The sequence below is a fragment of the Alteromonas sp. V450 genome, from assembly GCF_001885075.1.
GTDB lineage: Bacteria > Pseudomonadota > Gammaproteobacteria > Enterobacterales > Alteromonadaceae > Alteromonas.
This window is the reverse complement of the sequence record NZ_MODU01000004.1, coordinates 3,537,877-3,555,271: the sequence shown is the minus strand read 5'-3', so window position 1 is coordinate 3,555,271 and position 17,395 is coordinate 3,537,877. Positions and strand designations below refer to the sequence as shown.

Here is a 17,395-nt window from a genome sequence, read left to right as displayed (position 1 = left end):
CATTGAGAATGCACTATGCATGTACACATTTTAGGCATTTGTGGAAGTTTTATGGGCGGCATCGCCGCTATTGCTAAATCACTTGGCCACAAAGTAACAGGCTCAGATAAAAACGTTTATCCGCCCATGAGCACCCAGCTTGAAGCATTAGGTATCGAGTTGACCGAAGGTTATTGCGAAAGCCAGTTTGATCCAGCGCCAGATATGGTGGTAATTGGTAACGCGATGTCGCGTGGCAACCCTGCGGTAGAGTACGTGCTAAACCGCAATTTACCGTATACAAGCGGCCCGCAATGGCTTCTTGATAACTTACTAAAAGATCGTTGGGTTATTGGACTTTCAGGCACCCACGGTAAAACCACCACCAGCAGTATGGTGGCGTGGATTTTAGAACACGTTGGTTTAAACCCTGGTTATTTAATTGGTGGCGTACCAGAAAATTTTGGCGTTTCGGCGCGCGTAGGTGAAAGCCCCTTTTTTGTTATTGAAGCTGACGAATACGACAGCGCATTTTTTGATAAGCGCTCTAAGTTCATTCATTACCGCCCAAAAACATTGGTTATTAACAACCTGGAGTTCGATCATGCAGATATTTTTGCTGACCTCGAAGCTATACAAACCCAGTTTCACCACTTGGTTCGCATGGTACCGGAAAACGGGCTTATTCTTACGCCAAACAGCACCCCTGCCATTGAAGTTATGCTCAAAAAAGGTTGCTGGTCTTCGCGTCAATCGTTGGGCAAAGAGTGGCATGCAGAACTGTTAAAGAAAGACGGTAGTGAATTCAATGTATTGCATAACGGTGTTATAGCTGGAACGGTAACCTGGGCTCTGGTTGGTCAACACAATGTGGACAATGCTTTGATGGCCATAGCTGCCTCCCACCATGCAGGTGTTACCTTACCTGATGCCATAGAAGCCTTATCATTTTTTAAGAATGTTAAGCGTCGCATGGAAGTAAAGGGTGAAGTAAACAATATCACCGTTTATGACGACTTTGCACACCACCCAACTGCAATTGCGACTACAATTGATGGGCTGCGCAAAAAAGTAGGTAATGCCCGTATTTTGGCTGTGCTAGAGCCGCGCTCAAATACGATGAAAATGGGTGTACACAAAGATACGCTTGCAAACTCATGGCAGAAAGCCGATGAAGTTTATCTTTATGAACCTGAAGGCATGGACTGGTCGTTAGTCGATTCGGTAACGCAAAGTCAAACACCAACACACTGCTTCCAAAACGTTGAGGAGATCGTTCAAGGCGTTTGCAACGTAGCACAACCGGGCGATCATATTCTAATTATGAGTAACGGCAGCTTTGAAGGCATTCATGGCCGTATACTCGATGCACTGAATATGAAGCATAAACGGTAACAAAACCAAATAAAACGAAGAAACACCCGATAGACAAGCAAAGAACGCTTGTTATCCACAGAGGCTATATCATGAAACATGACAAGCAAGTCACACTTGCTATCACAGGTGCATCGGGCGCACCTTACGCGCTAACACTCTTGAAGTCTTTGGTGAATGCAGATTACCAAGTGTACGTACTTATTTCATCAGCTGCAAAGGTCGTATTTGCAACAGAAGAAAACGTAAAAATACCGGGGCGCCCCGAAGACGCCGCCGCGTTTTTTACCGAACACTGCAGCGCTAAACCGGATCAAATAAAGGTATTTGGAAAAGAAGAGTGGTTTTCACCGGTAGCGTCTGGTTCAGCCGCTCCCGCGAAAATGGTGGTTTGCCCGTGCTCTACAGGTACGCTTTCAGCCATTAGTATAGGCGCAAGCGATAACCTTATCGAAAGGGCAGCTGACGTTGTACTAAAAGAGCGAGGCCAACTTATTTTAGTACCTCGTGAAATGCCGCTTTCTTCTATTCATTTAGAAAATATGCTCAAGCTTTCCCAAATGGGTGCTACTATTATGCCTGCTGCGCCAGGTTTTTATCACAACCCAAAAACTATCGATGACTTAGTTGATTTTGTGGTGGCGCGCATACTAGACCACCTAGGTATTGAGCAGTCTCTTGTCGCAAGATGGGGCTATCAGTCTTCCAAACATTCTGAGGATTAACCATGTTCGCGTTTGCAAACAGGACTTGCGCTATTGCGCTGAGCACACTATTTACGTTGTGTATTACATCACCCGCCTTCGGCTGGGGACAAACAGGCCATAGAGTAACAGGCGCTATCGCCGAGCAGTATCTTAGCCCCCTTTCACAAGCAGCACTGATGGATTTGCTGCCACATGGCTCGTTGGCAGAAGCCTCGACTCATGCTGATGAAATGCGTTCTAACCCCAGTGAATTTTGGCAAAAAACAGCGAGCCCTTGGCACTATGTGTCTGTACCGAAGGGCAAGACTTACGAAGAGGTTGGTGCACCCAAGCAAGGTGATGCAGTTACCGCATTAAAGCAATTCACTGAAACCTTAAAAAGCGATTCAGCCAGCATTGATGAGAAGCGCCTAGCCCTTCAATTCATTGTGCATATTATTGGCGACTTGCATCAGCCACTTCACGCCGGTAATGGTACTGATCGTGGTGGTAACGATGTTAAAGTACGATTCTTCTGGCAAGACTCTAACCTACATCGCGTATGGGATTCGCAAATGTTAGAGCAGCGCGACTTATCGTATTCTGAATGGACCGAATGGCTTACAAAAACCATCACAGCTAAAGATATTCGCAGCTGGGCCACCACCGACCCTATTGTGTGGATTGAAGAAAGCACCGCTATTCGCGATACCATTTATCCGCAAGACGCGAATAACATGAGTTATGACTACTTATACAACCACCTGCCTACTGCTAAAAAGCGTTTACAGATGGCAGGAATTCGCATCGCGATGTATTTAAACCAAGTGTTTGACGAAGCGAACCAGTAGCTTCATATGCGGTTTGCCAGTGCTGAGTCGTTATAAGCATGAATAGAAATAAAAACGGAGGCAAAAAGCCTCCGTTTTTATTTCTTCGCTTCGTAAGCAGCTAGCGCCTACTTGCCTGTGCGCTTTAATCTAAGTCCAGCGGTTCAGGAGATAGAATAACGCCCGTGCTATCCGCATAAAGGTGGTCTTCAGGTAAAAACGTCACGCCACCAAAGTTAACGGGTACATCTACCTCGCCAATACTTTCGCACTCAGCATTAACAGGAATTGCCGCAACAGCCAAAACGCCAATATCTAACTCAGCAAGACTATCAACTTCACGCACACTGCCGTAAATCACAACGCCTTCCCAATCGTTATCAATGGCGACTTGCGCAGACGATGCATCGAATAAGGCACGACGACTTGAACCGCCACCGTCAATTAACAGCACCTTACCTGCGCCAGGCTGTGCAAGAACACGGTCGATAAGCCCTCTGTCTTCAAAGCACTTGATTGTGGTGATTTCACCACCGAAAGAATAACGGCCACCAAAGCTTGCGAAAATTGGATCTACTACGTCTACGCTATCAGCAAACAAATCGCATAATTCAGATGTGTTGTATTCCATTATTTTGCCTTACTAAAATTGGGAAGCGTTTAAGCATCGAGCTCATAACCCTAGCATAGCATTAAATCTGATGATGCAAACGGTTGATTTAACGTGTTTCATTAAAATAATTGGCATTTCTAACAATTGCATAAATTCATGCTTTTTTCTTAAAGGTGAGCACGTATTTTGCTTTCCCATAGCCTTCCTCACGCAGCGTTACCCATTTTTTTTGATGCGCCACTCAACAAAGATAAAACGGCATGAGATGTCAAAAAAGTTTCTTTTTTCCGTCACCCACTAGTCACAGACAAACTTTACGCTGTGCATTAAATAACCGATAAAGGAAGAGGACATGCTGATGAAATCCTTGACCAAATACGATACAGATCTTTTCTATCGACTATACAAGCTGACGCAAAAAAGAGACTGTCGCAGTATTATTTGGCTGTCTAAAACCGGCGATGGCTACCTGTATTTCTTTATCGGCATGCTGCTTTGGGCGTTTGAGCCAGAGCATGGTGAACTATTTCTGTATACCGCACTGATGGCATATGCGTTAGAACTCCCCATTTACGTTTTGCTCAAAAAACTATTTAAGCGCCCCCGTCCATGTGATTTCTTGATGAACTTAACCGCGCACGTCACACCATCTGATAAATTTTCCCTACCCTCTGGACACACAGCGGCGGCGTGGCTAATGGCTTGTATTATCGCGCACTTTTATCCACCGTTTGCCGTGGTTGCTTATATTTGGGCAGCTCTGATTGGTCTATCGCGAGTATTGCTAGGTGTTCATTACCCTTCAGACGTGGTGGCAGGCACACTTCTAGGCATGACTATTGCGTCATTAAGCATTTCAATTTTGGGGTAGTATGAAACTATTGTATGGCGTCCAAGGCACCGGTAATGGGCACATTGCGCGAGCACGAATTATGGCGGCAGCCCTTAGCGAGCGCGACGATATCGAAGTTGACTTTGTATTCAGTGGTCGAGCACCAGATAAATACTTCGACATGGATGTTTTCGGTAAATACCGCACATTTACTGGCCTAAGCTTCATTACTAAAAACGGACGAATTGACAAGCTTGCCACCGTAAAACAAGCCAATGTCCGGCAGCTGCTAAAAGATGTCAGAGCATTAGATGTCAGCGGGTATGACATGCTAGTTAACGATTTTGAACCTGTTACCGCATGGGCAGCAAAGCGTCAAGGCGTGCCTTCCATATCGATCAGTCACCAGGCAGCGTTTTCTTACAATGTACCTAAAAGCGGCCACACTATATTCGATACGCTATTGATGAAGATATTTGCACCTACACAAGTACAACTTGGTGTGCACTGGTATCATTTCAATCAACCTATTATTCCTCCCTTCGTAGCAGACAAACCAGCGCTTAGCCCGAAGAAAGGCCATGTGCTTGTATACCTCCCCTTCGAAGATATAGGTGATATTCAACAAATGCTGGAGCCGTTGAGCGATCAGGAATTTCAGTGCTTTCATCCAGAAGTCAGTGAAGCAAGGGTTGAAGAACATGTGCATTGGAACCCAACGTCAAAGAAACACTTTCAAAAGGCACTCCAGCATTGTAGTGGCGTGATTGCCAACGGCGGGTTTGAATTGTCTAGTGAAGCCTTACAGCTAGGTAAAAAGCTATTAATCAAACCGCTTCACGGACAATTTGAGCAACTCTCAAATGTATTAACCCTTAATAAACTCGACCTCTGTCAAACATTGTTCCAACTCGACACCGATATCGTGGAAGAGTGGCTTGAAGCGCCCGACAATGAAGCTATTGTATTCCCAGATAACCCTGATGTACTCATAGACTGGTTGAAAAAAGGTGATTTTTCAGACACACAAAGCCTTTGCGAGACACTTTGGAAAAACGTGGAATACGGCAATAAAACTCAAGAACGACTTTTGACTCTTGCAATTTAACACCGCAATGCGATGATAGCGGCATTTGTCGTATTCTTTGTGGGATTTTTCGTGCGTAAAAAGTCAGTTGTTTTCTTGCTAACACTCACAGCATTAAGTGGTTGTGGGTACAAAGGGGCGCTCTACATTCCTGAAGCGCCTATGCAAAACTCATCTACTGTACCAGCGTCTTCTGAAAATACAGAAACCGATGCTTCGTCAAGCGCCAACAAGACATCCCCTGTTACTACTTCTGGAGAGCTGAACTAGTGGATTATTTCGCCTACAGCCAAGGTCAACTGCATGCTGAACAAGTCGCAGTGTCTGATATTGCGGCCCAGTACGGAACACCCGTATATATTTATTCTCGCGCTACACTAGAGCGTCATTGGCACGCTTTTAATGATGCCATTGGCGAACATCCCCACCTTGTTTGTTACGCAGTAAAAGCGAACTCAAACATCGGGGTTTTAAGTGTTTTGGCTAAATTAGGCTCAGGCTTTGATATCGTTTCTGCGGGTGAACTTGCTCGTGTAATCGAGGCCGGTGGCGACGCTAGCAAAGTGGTCTTTTCAGGCGTTGGTAAAAAGCACGATGAAATCCGTTATGCGCTAGAAAAGGGCATCATGTGTTTCAACGTTGAATCAGAGCCTGAACTTCACCGCATTAACCAAGTTGCTGGCGAGATGGGAGTAAAAGCGCCTATTTCACTGCGCATTAACCCTGACGTGGATGCCAAAACGCACCCTTACATTTCAACAGGCTTGAAAGCAAACAAATTCGGGATCGCTCGAGAGCGTGCTCTTGCCACCTATGAGCTGGCAGCGTCGCTTCCTAACCTCAACGTTGTTGGTATGGATTGTCATATCGGATCTCAACTTACAGATATTGGGCCGTTTGTCGACGCCCTTGAGCGTTTACTTTTGCTTATAGACGAGCTTGCCGAACGCGGTATCATTATTGAACATCTAGATGTTGGTGGTGGCCTTGGCGTAACCTACAACGATGAGCAACCTCCGCATCCAAAAGCGTACGCACAAGCTATGGCCGAAAAAATGGTAGGCCGTGAAAATCTAAAACTTATTTTGGAACCTGGTCGAGCCATTGCAGCAAACGCAGGAATTCTAGTTACCGAGGTTGAGTTCATCAAAGAAGGTGAAGAAAAAAGCTTCGCTATTGTTGATGCGGCGATGAATGACTTGCTGCGCCCTGCGCTTTATTCAGCATGGCAAAAAATCATCCCAGTAAAAGAAGAAAGTACAGCGACACCGCACTCCTATGACGTTGTAGGCCCCGTCTGCGAAACCGGTGATTTCATAGGAAAAGATCGCGAATTAGCCATTGAGCCCACCGACTTACTTGCCGTTCGCAGCGCTGGTGCATATGGGTTTGTTATGGCGTCAAACTACAATAGCCGCTGTCGCCCAGCCGAGATTATGGTAGATGGAGACAAAGCAATTGTGGTTCGCGAAAGAGAAAAACAAAAAGATCTCTGGAAAGGTGAGTATAAACTTCCGTAAACTAGAGACAAACTAACAAGATAGATGCGCGTTTAATGCAGGTTCAATTTTCTAAAATGCACGGGTTGGGTAACGATTTCATGGTTATTGATAACGTTACTCAGAACGTCTTTTTCTCTAAAGAAAAAATTCAACAACTCGCTAACCGAAATTTCGGTATTGGCTTCGATCAGCTGTTGATGGTGGAACCGCCTTACGATCCTGAGCAAGACTTCCACTATCGTATTTTCAATGCTGATGGCTCAGAAGTTGAACAATGCGGTAACGGTGCGCGCTGCTTCGCACGCTTTGTAAAGCAAAAAGGATTGATTGGCCGCAACAAAATAGTGGTTAGCACGAAGGCCGGCAAGATGGTGCTTTACCTTGAAAAAGATGGTCAGGTTACCGTCAACATGGGTAAGCCCGAATTCGAGCCTGCGAAAATTCCCTTAAAGGCTAACAAACAGGAAAATACCTATATTCTGCGCGTTGGTGAAAGCACTTTGTTTATTGGCGCAGCATCAATGGGCAACCCTCACTGCGTAATGGAAGTTGAAGACGTTGATACTGCCAACGTCGCTGAAATTGGTCCGTTGGTTGAAAAGCACGAGCGTTTTCCGGAAGGCGTAAATGTTGGATTTATGCAGGTAATTAGCGAATCTCACATTAAGTTGCGCGTCTTCGAACGCGGTTCAGGTGAAACACTCGCTTGTGGTAGTGGCGCATGTGCGGCGGTTGCTGTTGGCCAAATGCAAGGAAAATTGGGTAAAGACGTTCGCGTTGATTTGCCTGGTGGTAGCCTGCGTATTCGCTGGCCAGGCCCGGATAATGTGCTGAAAATGACAGGACCTGCGGAACATGTATACGATGGACAAATAGTATTATGAGCGATGTATCAGGCCCATCAAGCGCTACGCAACTAGCTGAACCATTCTCGTCAGAGCAAAAACTTGCTGCACAGGATGTATACGAATACTTGATCCAACATCCTGAATTTTTTGAACAGCATGCAGACATACTAGAAAAAGTTAAGCTGCCCCATGAGCAGAAAGGCAGCGTTTCACTGGTAGAAATCCAAGGTGAACAGCTGCGTAAAAAGGTAAGACAACTCAACCTTAAGCTAAGCCAGCTCGTTTCAGTCGCCAAGCAGAACGAAAAGATTTATCGCGTATACACAGATTTGAACGTGCAATTACTCCGTTGTGAAAGCGTTGCCGAAGTACAGTTCACTCTAGAAGACGTATTGCAGGAACGCCTTGCACTATCATCAGCGGTAATAAAAAGCTTTAAAGGCCCTCATGCTATTCCTGAACTGCAACAGCGTCTGTTTACCGAAAAACGATTTAAAAACACTCACTTCTTCTTTGGTCGCTTGTCACAGCATGAGCGTCAGTTACTGTTCGGTGAAAACAGCGCAGAGTCGGTTGCGCTCATGTTACTTGGCGATAAACGCGAGCTAGGTATTTTGGGCATTAGCAGTAGCGATGCTAGCCACTTTACACCTGACATGGACACGCTTTTGTTGCAGCAGCTTCAGCAAGTACTTAACATCATCCTACCTGATATGATGGGATATTAACGGCGTGTCTTTCGATACGCCTATCAGTGAACATTGCCAGCATTGGTTGGAAAAATTTTTGCTCCACCTGCAGGTAGAACGAGGCTTATCACCACACACCATCAAAAATTACCAACGCCAGTTGACCGAAGTTGCGAAATTACTTGGCCTTTTTGAATGGTCAGGCCTAACGCCTAGCGATATAAAAAGAGTGATGGCAGATGCGAAGATGTCTGGCCACAGCGCTCGAAGCATCGCATTACGTTTGTCAGCATTGCGTACTTTTTGCCAGTACCTCATCGACAATAAACAGTTGTTTAGCAATCCCGTTGAGGGAATTCAAGCACCGAAACAAAGCAAGCCGCTCCCCAAGCAGCTAAGCGTCGATGAAATGCAGCAGTTGCTTAATAACTCCCCTCGAAGTAGTGATGACGATGAAGGCATTCAGTTGCGTGACATTGCTATGTTCGAGCTGCTTTATGGCTGCGGGCTGCGCTTAAGTGAACTGACTGGTCTTAACTTAGCCGACTGTTTAAAAGACGGCACAGTAAAAGTAATGGGTAAAGGAAGTAAACAGCGAGTATTACCCTTAGGCCGGCACGCACAACGGGCACTAAACGCGTGGTTAAAAGTGCGCCCGGCCTATGCATCGCCGTACGAAAGCGCAGTTTTTGTGAGTAAACGCAAAACCAGAATATCGAACAGACAAGTTGCGAATCGTTTAGACAAAATGGCGCAAGACCAATCACTGTCGCAAAAAGTAAGCCCGCACAAACTGCGCCATTCTTTCGCAACTCACGTATTAGAATCCAGTGGTGACTTGCGTGCGGTTCAAGAACTTCTGGGTCACGCAAACTTGTCAACAACACAAGTTTATACCCATCTGGACTTCCAGCATCTCGCCAATGTTTACGATGCAGCGCATCCGCGCGCACACAAAAAATAACCGGAATTGAAGGCTTTTCCATGCAGTTTTTCAGGTCGATCAACAACGTCGAGGCGATGACCTTTGACCTTGATGATACGCTTTACAATAACGAACCTATAATTCAGCGCGCAGAGCAAGCGCTTCAAGCCCATATTGCACAACACCATAAAGCCGTTGCAGCGATGTCGGCAAGCGATTGGCTCATGTTAAAACGGGCAGCTATTAAAAAGGACAAGCGATTGGCATCTGATATGGGCCAGCTTCGTCGCGTCGTTCTTACTGCAGCCCTTTCTAATACGCATCCTGAGAAGCTGACTACAGAACGGAGTCACGATGAGGAAATCAATAACGCGGTAGAAGCCTGTTTTACGTGTTTTTATGATGCAAGAAGTGACTTTGCATTGTCTGATGAAGTACATGCAACACTTAAGACGATAAGCCAACACGTACCCCTTATCGGTATCACAAATGGCAATGTAGACACACAGAAAATTGGTATTGATGACTATTTCGAAACCGTGCTTCACGCCAGCATGGCGCGTCCTATGAAGCCGGCGCGAAATATGTTTGATGAAGCAGCAACGCGTTTACAAACCCCACCTAAGCATATATTACACGTGGGTGATAACATCATTAAAGATGTTCAAGGGGCTATAAACGCTGGCTTTCAAGCCGCATGGTTTGCTTGCAATAGGCCAGTGAAACTGACCAGCGAGCCAGTAAGCGTTCTGCCTCACGTTGCATTGGACAGCCTCGATGAATTAACCCACTTCCTTTAAGCCAGTGAGCTCACTCATACCGTTTTGCATAGAAAATCGTATTGCGTAGCTGTGGGCAAATATCTATTCAGATTGGTATGAGTTATCTTCGAACACGTTTTGTCGCATGGACTCGCATGGACTTTGACAAACTGGTCTCCCTACTACTTTCGCAGGCACGCCCACCACAGTGACATGCGCCGGCACGCTATTCAGCACAACACTGCCCGCTCCGACTTTTGAGCCTTCGCCAATTTCAATATTCCCTAAGATTTTGGCGCCTGCACCAATTAATACGCCTTGGCGTATTTTGGGGTGACGATCACCCGACTCATTCCCCGTCCCACCAAGCGTGACACTTTGTAAAATAGACACGTTATCTTCAACTACAGCTGTTTCACCCACCACAATACCAGTGGCATGGTCAAACATTACCCCTTTACCAATTCGTGCTGCCGGATGAATATCCACACCGAAGCTCGCTGAATTTCTACTTTGTAAGAACAATGCCAGCTGGTGTCGACCATGTAACCAAAGATAATGGGCCATACGGTGCACTTGTACCGCGTGGAAGCCCTTAAAATGAAGAAGTGGCGTTAAATAGTCACTAACCGCAGCATCTCGCGCTTCAATGGCTAAAATATCCGCTATGGCGGCTTCACTAATACCCGGCTCTAGCAAGTAAGCTTCATCAAAGACTTCACGAATAGCTAATGCAGGCATGACGTCGTCGGCCATTTTATTAGAAAGAATAAAGCTTAGTGACGACTCAAAGTTATGATGCGCAAGCACACTGGCGTGCACATAACTCGACAAAAGCGGCTCACTCTCAGCAACGACTTGCGCTTCCTGTTTTAGCTTCGACCAGAAGTCGATAGGGGCCGAATGTGCGTTCATGGGCATATTCCTGTATTTCGGTTGTGCAAAAGCGCAATGCGCGCCGTAAAAAACGTGCTAAAGCTTGGTGAAACGTTTTAATAACGAGTGCAAAAGTGTACCCGAGTTTGAAGAGATGCAGTACCGTTGTGATACCAGCCAAGCGTATAAATCGATCAGTTTATCTAAATAATTCGTTATTAGTTATTCTACGCTCAAAAAAACTGGCGATGTTTGCCTTGAAAACTGGACTGTATAAATTCACAGTCAGATGGCATAATGCAGCGTCTTAAATTTTGATTTAGATATGAAGATTTTCAACAGATAGGTGCCACACTATGGATGTATCTCGACTGCTAGACGAGCTGAACGATAAACAACGTGAAGCGGTAGCAGCGCCACTCTCAAATGCGCTCGTATTAGCAGGTGCTGGTAGCGGCAAAACCCGCGTGCTTGTGCACCGTATAGCATGGTTGATGGATGTTGAAAACATTGCGCCCTTTTCTATTTTAGCGGTAACCTTTACCAACAAGGCGGCTAAAGAAATGCGTGGCCGTATTGAATCATTAATGGGCAAAAGCCTACACAATATGTGGATTGGTACCTTCCATGGACTCGCGCATCGCTTGTTGCGGGCACATCATGCAGAAGCCAACTTGCCTGAAAATTTTCAAATTATCGACTCGGACGATCAGTATCGACTCATTCGCCGCATTCTTAAAGCGATGAACTTAGATGAGAAGCACTGGGCCCCGCGTCAAATTCAGTGGTACATCAACGGCAATAAGGACGAAGGCCTTCGTCCTCAGCACATTGAAACACATGGCGACCATATCCAAAAGACAATGCGCGAAGTCTACGCTGCTTATCAAGACGCTTGTGACCGTTCAGGACTAGTAGACTTTGCCGAACTGCTGCTTCGCGCACACGAATTGTGGGCCAAGAACCCTGAGGTGCTAGCACATTATCAACGTCGATTTCGCGCCGTACTCGTTGACGAATTTCAAGATACCAACAACATTCAGTATGCGTGGCTTAGAATGCTATGCAGCGGCGACAACAACAATATTATGATTGTAGGCGACGACGACCAGTCAATTTACGGCTGGCGTGGTGCGAATGTCGATAATATTCAGCACTTTCTGAAAGACTTTCACAATCCGGCCACCATTCGTCTTGAACAAAATTACCGGTCGACAGGCAACATACTGAAAGCCGCAAATACGGTAATTGATAATAATTCAGGCCGTTTAGGTAAAGAGTTATGGACTGAAGATGCGCAGGGTGAATTGATTTCAGTTTACGCTGGGTTTAACGAACTCGATGAGGCACGCTTTATCGTATCGAAGATCAAAGACTGGCTGAATCAAGGCAATGCATTAAGCGATACGGCTATTTTGTACCGTAACAATGCCCAGTCTCGCGTGCTTGAAGAGGCATTGCTACACGAAGGCCTAGCGTATCGCATTTACGGTGGTTTGCGCTTCTTCGAACGTCAAGAAATCAAAGATGCCCTTGGCTACATGCGTATGATAAGCCACCCACACGATGACGCAGCTTTCGAACGTGTGGTAAACACGCCAAGCCGTGGCATTGGTGAGAAAACGCTTTCGCAAGTGCGTGAAGCCGCGCGTAAACATAATTGTTCTATGTGGCAAGCCAGCCAGTTATTAATTAATGAAGGGAGCTTTAAAGGCCGTGCATTTAATGCAATGCAAAGTTTTGTGCTGCTCATTACGGAACTAGAGCAAGCAACGCTTGACGTATCGCTTGATCAACAAGCAGACAAAGCGATACGCCAGTCAGGTTTGTACGCCATGTACCAAGCCGAGCGAGGCGAAAAAGCGCAAGCTCGACTGGAAAACCTAGAAGAACTTGTAAGTGCATGTAAAACGTTTATTGTGCCAGATGAAGCAGAAGAAATGACGCCCTTAGCGGCATTCTTAGCGCATGCTTCATTGGAGGCGGGCGAAACTCAAGCTGATACCGATCAAGACGCTGTACAAATGATGACTATCCACACGGCAAAGGGGTTAGAGTTTCCCTTAGTGTTTATGGCCGGTGTTGAAGAAGGTATGTTCCCAAGCCAAATGACAAACGACGAACCTGGTCGAATGGAAGAGGAACGTCGTCTTTGTTATGTCGGTATGACACGTGCTATGCAAAAGTTATATATCACTTATGCAGAAAGTCGTCGCTTATACGGCCAAGATAAGTATCATACGGCGTCTCGATTTATTCGCGAGATGCCATCAGATTGCGTAGAGGAAGTTAGGCTTAAATCAACAATTTCACGTCCAGTACACAACCGATTTAGCCAAGCAACATCACATGCAAGTTTCGAAGAAACCGGGTTTAGCCTAGGTGAGCGCGTTGTACACAGAAAATTCGGCGAAGGTATAGTGCTCAATTATGAAGGCAGTGGAGAGCACGGCAGAGTTCAAGTAAACTTTGATGAATTCGGCAGTAAGTGGCTGGTACTCGCGTACGCTAAGTTGGAGAAAGCGTAAGAATTTTTTGGCAGGGTAGCCTAAACCAAAGTTGGAACGTATGCAGCAACATGTGCTGATCATCGAGAACGGTGAAGGCAACCTTGAACTTATAGCAAAATTAGTTCGCCGTGCGGGCCTTACACCTGTAGGCGCAACGTCGCTTACAGAAGGTAAAGTAAGGTTTTCGCAAAACATACCAGAAACGTTTCTGTGCGCCATTATTGCCTACAACTTGCCCGATGCCCCACATGGTGAAGGTATCGATTTTGCGGTCAAATCATTCATTCCTACTATTGCGACTACCGAAAACCTTGATAATGACGTTCGCGACAAGGTCCTCGAGCGGGACGTTGTTGACTACATTCCCAAAGAAAATTCACAAAATTACGACTACCTCAATCGCCTTATCAGCCGGTTAGAGAAAAACAAGTCTACTGGCGTTGTCGTGGTTAGCACGAATCGCGTTTTACGTTCAAGAACCGTTTCTCTACTCCAGCGCCATAACTTTATTGCGCTCGAGTGTTTAACGGCCACAGACGCCATGCAGTGCTTATCTGAACATAACAACGTACGTCTCGTCATTACCGATAACACGCTTCCCGATATGACGGGAACGCATTTTGTTGCCAGTTTAAGAAAAGCTTTCTCTAAAGAACAGTTGGCCATCATGGGAATAGCGGGCGGTAAAGGCATGTTAATGTCAGCGCATTTTATCAAAAGTGGTGCTAACGATTTTTTAAGGGTGCCCTACTGCCACGAAGAATTTTTATGTCGCGTCATGCAAAACGTTGAGTACATTGAGAGCGTTGAAGAGATTCGTCGTGTAGCTAACACAGACTATTTAACAGGGTTACCGAATAGGCGCCACTTTTTCTATATGGTCACGGTACAACACCAGAATTTATCTAAAGATCACGCCCTGGCGCTTATCGATTTAGACTTTTTCAAATCAATAAATGATACCCATGGCCATGATGCTGGCGATATCGTGTTAAAAGCAATGGCTGCACTTATAGAGTTTTACTTTCCAGACGAAATTATCTCTCGATTTGGCGGTGAAGAATTTTGTATTTATATGCCAACGACACCGCTCGATGAGGCATCTAAACGTTTAGACGATTTCAGAAAAGTGGTGGAAGCTGAAGTTATTCAACTTACTAATACTGATATTAAAGTCACCTGTAGTATTGGGATAAGCGGTGCTCATACTCAGCGCGTAGATAAATTATTAAGCCTTGCTGACAAACAGCTATACGCTGCGAAAAACAATGGGCGAAACCAAGTTAAATGTGAACCGCCTACCGACGATCACCGTGAGTAAGCTGCAAAGCTGAAAATACACTGCATTTTTTGATTTTACGCATTTGCTAAGAAGGTTATTGCTTACCCCAACACTAACTAGCAATTTGGTTAGTGAGCACATACAAACTACCCAGCTTCCACGCTTTTTAACTTACGCTGATGGCGATAATTAGCTAGTGAGTCGTAACTGAACAAGAACAGCGCAAGCCATACAAAGCCGAACGTGACTAGACGAGACTCTTCTAGCGGCTCGCCATATAAATAAATTGCCAAAATAAACATGAGCGTTGGGCCAATGTACTGAAAAAAGCCCAATGTTGAATACATTATGCGCCTTGCCGCAGCGGTAAAACAAAGCAGCGGCGCAGTAGTTACAATGCCTGCCGCCAAAATAAGCATGTTCAGTGTGGCATCGTTGTTAAATAAGTTGCTGTATTCAGAGCCAAAAAATATCCAATAAGCAACAGCGAGTGGCGAGAGCATCAGGGTCTCAATGAAAAGGCCTGGTAGCGAGTCTACCGCCACCTGCTTGCGCAATAGGCCATAAACGCTGAAGCTGCCGGCAAGTACTAAGGCAATCCACGGAACGTGGCCGTAAGAGACGATAAGAATGGCTACGCCAATAACCGCAAGCCCAACAGCCACTCGCTGTAAGTTGCGTAATCTTTCGCCTAAAAAAAGTCTACCCAAGAATACGTTGATAAGCGGGTTAATGTAATAGCCAAGGCTCGCATCCAGAATATGGTCGTTATTAATAGCCCAAATGAACAAAAGCCAGTTAGCCCCAAGTAACAAGCCGGCAACAAACAAAATCTGCATGACACGCTTATTGCGCAAAGCTGCGCCCACCTTTGGCCATTGCTTTAGTGCGGCAATAAATCCAATTAAAAGCACGACCGACCAAATAACTCGGTGCATTAGGATTTCAGCCGCCGGCAAGACCATCAACTGTTTAAAATAAACAGGCGCAACACCCCACATGCTGTAGGCGGCTATGGCACAAATAACGCCGACTTGAGCGGCACTGGCTTGCTTAGACAAGACTGACTCCAATGAGATTCAGAGGTAAGAAGGCGCGTATTGTTTATCAGGTTCTGGTAATACACAACCCTTAACGCTTTCCAATGCGGCAAAGGGCGTGTAACAAGCGGCATAATTAAACGAAACGCCCCACTGAACGTTGTGATTGCGCGGGGCGTTTACATGCGTTATCACGGTGAGCAGGAACAATGTTATAGAAGAAACAATGTGCCCAAGCCTAAAAACGCCACAAAACCAACGATATCGGTAACAGTCGTCAAAATTACTGACCCTGATAATGCAGGATCGATCTTTAGCTTGTCTAAAATTACAGGCACGAAAACCCCTGCGAGCGCGGCGGCTACAATGTTGAACAATATGGCTAAACAGATCACTAGACCCAACATGGCGTCGGTGAACCAAAAATAGGCAACTACGCCTATTACCAAGGCCCAAATAACGCCATTAACACCGCCCACTTTTAGCTCTTTTACCATAAGCACACGTAAGTTAGCGGGCGTGACCTGCCCCAAAGCCAGGCCGCGCACAATAAGCGTAAGCGTTTGGCTTCCCGCAATGCCCCCCATACTCGCCACTACCGGCATCAGTACGGCAAGTGCAACGACTTGCTGAAGCGTACCTTCAAATAACCCGATAAACCACGATGCCAAAAATGCTGTGAGCAGATTAATTCCAAGCCACAAAGCCCGGTTTTTCGCGCTTTTTGCCACAGGTGAAAATAAGTCTTCGTCCTCATCCATACCCGCCGAAGCCATCACTTGACGTTCATAAAATTCGTTGACTAACTCACTGGCCGATGTCACATCTAAACGTCCAAGCAATTTGTTGTTCTCGTCTACCACAGGCAACGACGCTAATCCTGACCGCTGAACAACCAGCGACGCGTTCATAGTGTCATCGGCACCTTGAATGGTAGTAACATTTTCTTCCGATAAGTCAAAAAGCGACACGTGATCTTGCGCTGTAAAAAGATGGCTAATTTTAACTAGCGCAGAAAATTGACCGGAGCGATTCACCAAAAAAATGCTGTCACAGTGCTGAGGTATATCGCGCCTTAGCAAGCGTAAACCTTCGCGTACTTTTGCGTTCGATGGCAGGACTAACTGCTCGTGATTCACCCAGTGTCCTATTTGATTATCTGGGAATTGAGTCGCTTCTCGGAAGTATTTTCGTTCTTTGGAATCAAGAGATTCATACGCCATATCGACTAAACGTTTCGGCAATGAATCAAGAAGTTCTAGTAAGTCTTCAGCATCAATGTCGGCAAAAATAGACGCCCACTCATTGTGGGGCGTATTGTCTATGAGTATTTCGCGAGGGTCGCTACGCATTTCGACCAGCACATCGAGTTTACGATCGCGAGGAATACCCTCCCACACCGCCAGACGTTTTTCCACCGGCAAAGATTCTAGCAGCGATGCGATGTATACCTCGTCTTGTCCCGCTAACGTTGCGAGCAAGGTTGCCGGGTCGTCACCCATGCTCTCAGTAACAATTTCTTCAATTAAATCTGGTAATGGCTCTGCCATGCTACACCTCC

The 17,395-nt window shown here is 45.9% G+C and carries 17 protein-coding genes; 13 read left to right on the top strand and 4 right to left on the bottom strand.

Going from position 1 to position 17,395, the window contains the following annotated elements:
• The first annotated feature begins 15 nt into the window (after positions 1-15).
• The 3 genes from mpl to BK026_RS15655 all read left to right on the top strand — a co-directional run bounded on the left by mpl (position 16) and on the right by BK026_RS15655 (position 2,890).
• Positions 16-1,374 (top strand): UDP-N-acetylmuramate:L-alanyl-gamma-D-glutamyl-meso-diaminopimelate ligase, encoded by a 1,359-nt coding sequence (gene mpl / locus BK026_RS15665; protein WP_071816683.1) that lies wholly within the window; start codon positions 16-18, stop codon positions 1,372-1,374.
• A 71-nt stretch (positions 1,375-1,445) separates the two neighbouring features.
• Entirely contained in the window at positions 1,446-2,078 is a 633-nt protein-coding gene (locus BK026_RS15660; protein ID WP_071816682.1) for a flavin prenyltransferase UbiX, read from the top strand.
• Between the two features lie 2 nt (positions 2,079-2,080).
• Positions 2,081-2,890, top strand: coding sequence for a S1/P1 nuclease (locus BK026_RS15655; RefSeq protein ID WP_071816681.1), 810 nt, complete (start codon positions 2,081-2,083; stop codon positions 2,888-2,890).
• A gap of 124 nt (positions 2,891-3,014) precedes the next feature.
• On the opposite strand, the gene rraA is transcribed toward BK026_RS15655, so the two are convergent.
• Positions 3,015-3,500 (bottom strand): ribonuclease E activity regulator RraA, encoded by a 486-nt coding sequence (gene rraA, locus BK026_RS15650; protein WP_014947855.1) that lies wholly within the window; start codon positions 3,498-3,500, stop codon positions 3,015-3,017.
• A 340-nt stretch (positions 3,501-3,840) separates the two neighbouring features.
• Here rraA and BK026_RS15645 point away from each other — a divergent pair, with 340 nt between their 5' ends.
• Genes BK026_RS15645 through BK026_RS15610 form a run of 8 tightly spaced genes read left to right on the top strand, consistent with a single transcriptional unit; the run spans position 3,841 to position 10,165 of the window.
• The gene (locus BK026_RS15645; protein WP_071817711.1) at positions 3,841-4,353 is read left to right on the top strand and encodes a phosphatase PAP2 family protein; all 513 of its coding nucleotides are present in this window, start codon (positions 3,841-3,843) and stop codon (positions 4,351-4,353) included.
• Between the two features lies 1 nt (position 4,354).
• Positions 4,355-5,422 carry an MJ1255/VC2487 family glycosyltransferase gene (locus BK026_RS15640; protein ID WP_071816680.1) on the top strand — a complete coding sequence of 356 codons (1,068 nt, stop codon included), beginning with the start codon at positions 4,355-4,357 and terminating at the stop codon, positions 5,420-5,422.
• Between the two features lie 51 nt (positions 5,423-5,473).
• Entirely contained in the window at positions 5,474-5,671 is a 198-nt protein-coding gene (locus BK026_RS15635) for a lipoprotein (protein ID WP_256253856.1), read from the top strand.
• Positions 5,671-6,921, top strand: coding sequence for a diaminopimelate decarboxylase (lysA, locus tag BK026_RS15630; protein ID WP_071816678.1), 1,251 nt, complete (start codon positions 5,671-5,673; stop codon positions 6,919-6,921). The genes BK026_RS15635 and lysA overlap by 1 nt, the downstream gene beginning before the upstream one ends.
• 35 nt (positions 6,922-6,956) lie before the next feature.
• Entirely contained in the window at positions 6,957-7,787 is an 831-nt protein-coding gene (dapF, locus tag BK026_RS15625) for a diaminopimelate epimerase (protein WP_071816677.1), read from the top strand.
• Positions 7,784-8,479, top strand: coding sequence for a DUF484 family protein (locus BK026_RS15620; protein WP_071816676.1), 696 nt, complete (start codon positions 7,784-7,786; stop codon positions 8,477-8,479). Before dapF ends, BK026_RS15620 begins: the two co-directional genes overlap by 4 nt.
• A gap of 4 nt (positions 8,480-8,483) precedes the next feature.
• The gene (gene xerC, locus BK026_RS15615; RefSeq protein WP_071816675.1) at positions 8,484-9,404 is read left to right on the top strand and encodes a tyrosine recombinase XerC; all 921 of its coding nucleotides are present in this window, start codon (positions 8,484-8,486) and stop codon (positions 9,402-9,404) included.
• A 20-nt stretch (positions 9,405-9,424) separates the two neighbouring features.
• On the top strand, positions 9,425-10,165 hold the full coding sequence (locus tag BK026_RS15610) for an HAD-IA family hydrolase (RefSeq protein WP_071816674.1): 741 nt from the start codon (positions 9,425-9,427) through the stop codon (positions 10,163-10,165).
• Positions 10,166-10,228: 63 nt separating this feature from the next.
• Here the strand turns inward: BK026_RS15610 and cysE are convergent, their stop codons facing one another.
• Positions 10,229-11,041, bottom strand: coding sequence for a serine O-acetyltransferase (gene cysE, locus BK026_RS15605; protein ID WP_071816673.1), 813 nt, complete (start codon positions 11,039-11,041; stop codon positions 10,229-10,231).
• Between the two features lie 317 nt (positions 11,042-11,358).
• Between cysE and uvrD the strand changes: the two genes are divergently transcribed.
• Together uvrD and BK026_RS15595 are read left to right on the top strand one after the other, a co-directional pair.
• Positions 11,359-13,530, top strand: a complete 2,172-nt coding sequence (gene uvrD, locus BK026_RS15600; RefSeq protein WP_071816672.1) for a DNA helicase II — start codon at positions 11,359-11,361, stop codon at positions 13,528-13,530.
• Between the two features lie 40 nt (positions 13,531-13,570).
• Entirely contained in the window at positions 13,571-14,833 is a 1,263-nt protein-coding gene (locus tag BK026_RS15595) for a diguanylate cyclase (protein WP_071816671.1), read from the top strand.
• Between the two features lie 107 nt (positions 14,834-14,940).
• Here the strand turns inward: BK026_RS15595 and rarD are convergent, their stop codons facing one another.
• Positions 14,941-15,855, bottom strand: coding sequence for an EamA family transporter RarD (gene rarD / locus BK026_RS15590; RefSeq protein ID WP_071817710.1), 915 nt, complete (start codon positions 15,853-15,855; stop codon positions 14,941-14,943).
• Positions 15,856-16,046: 191 nt separating this feature from the next.
• Positions 16,047-17,384, bottom strand: a complete 1,338-nt coding sequence (locus BK026_RS15585; protein WP_071816670.1) for a magnesium transporter — start codon at positions 17,382-17,384, stop codon at positions 16,047-16,049.
• Between the last annotated feature and the right edge of the window lie 11 nt (positions 17,385-17,395).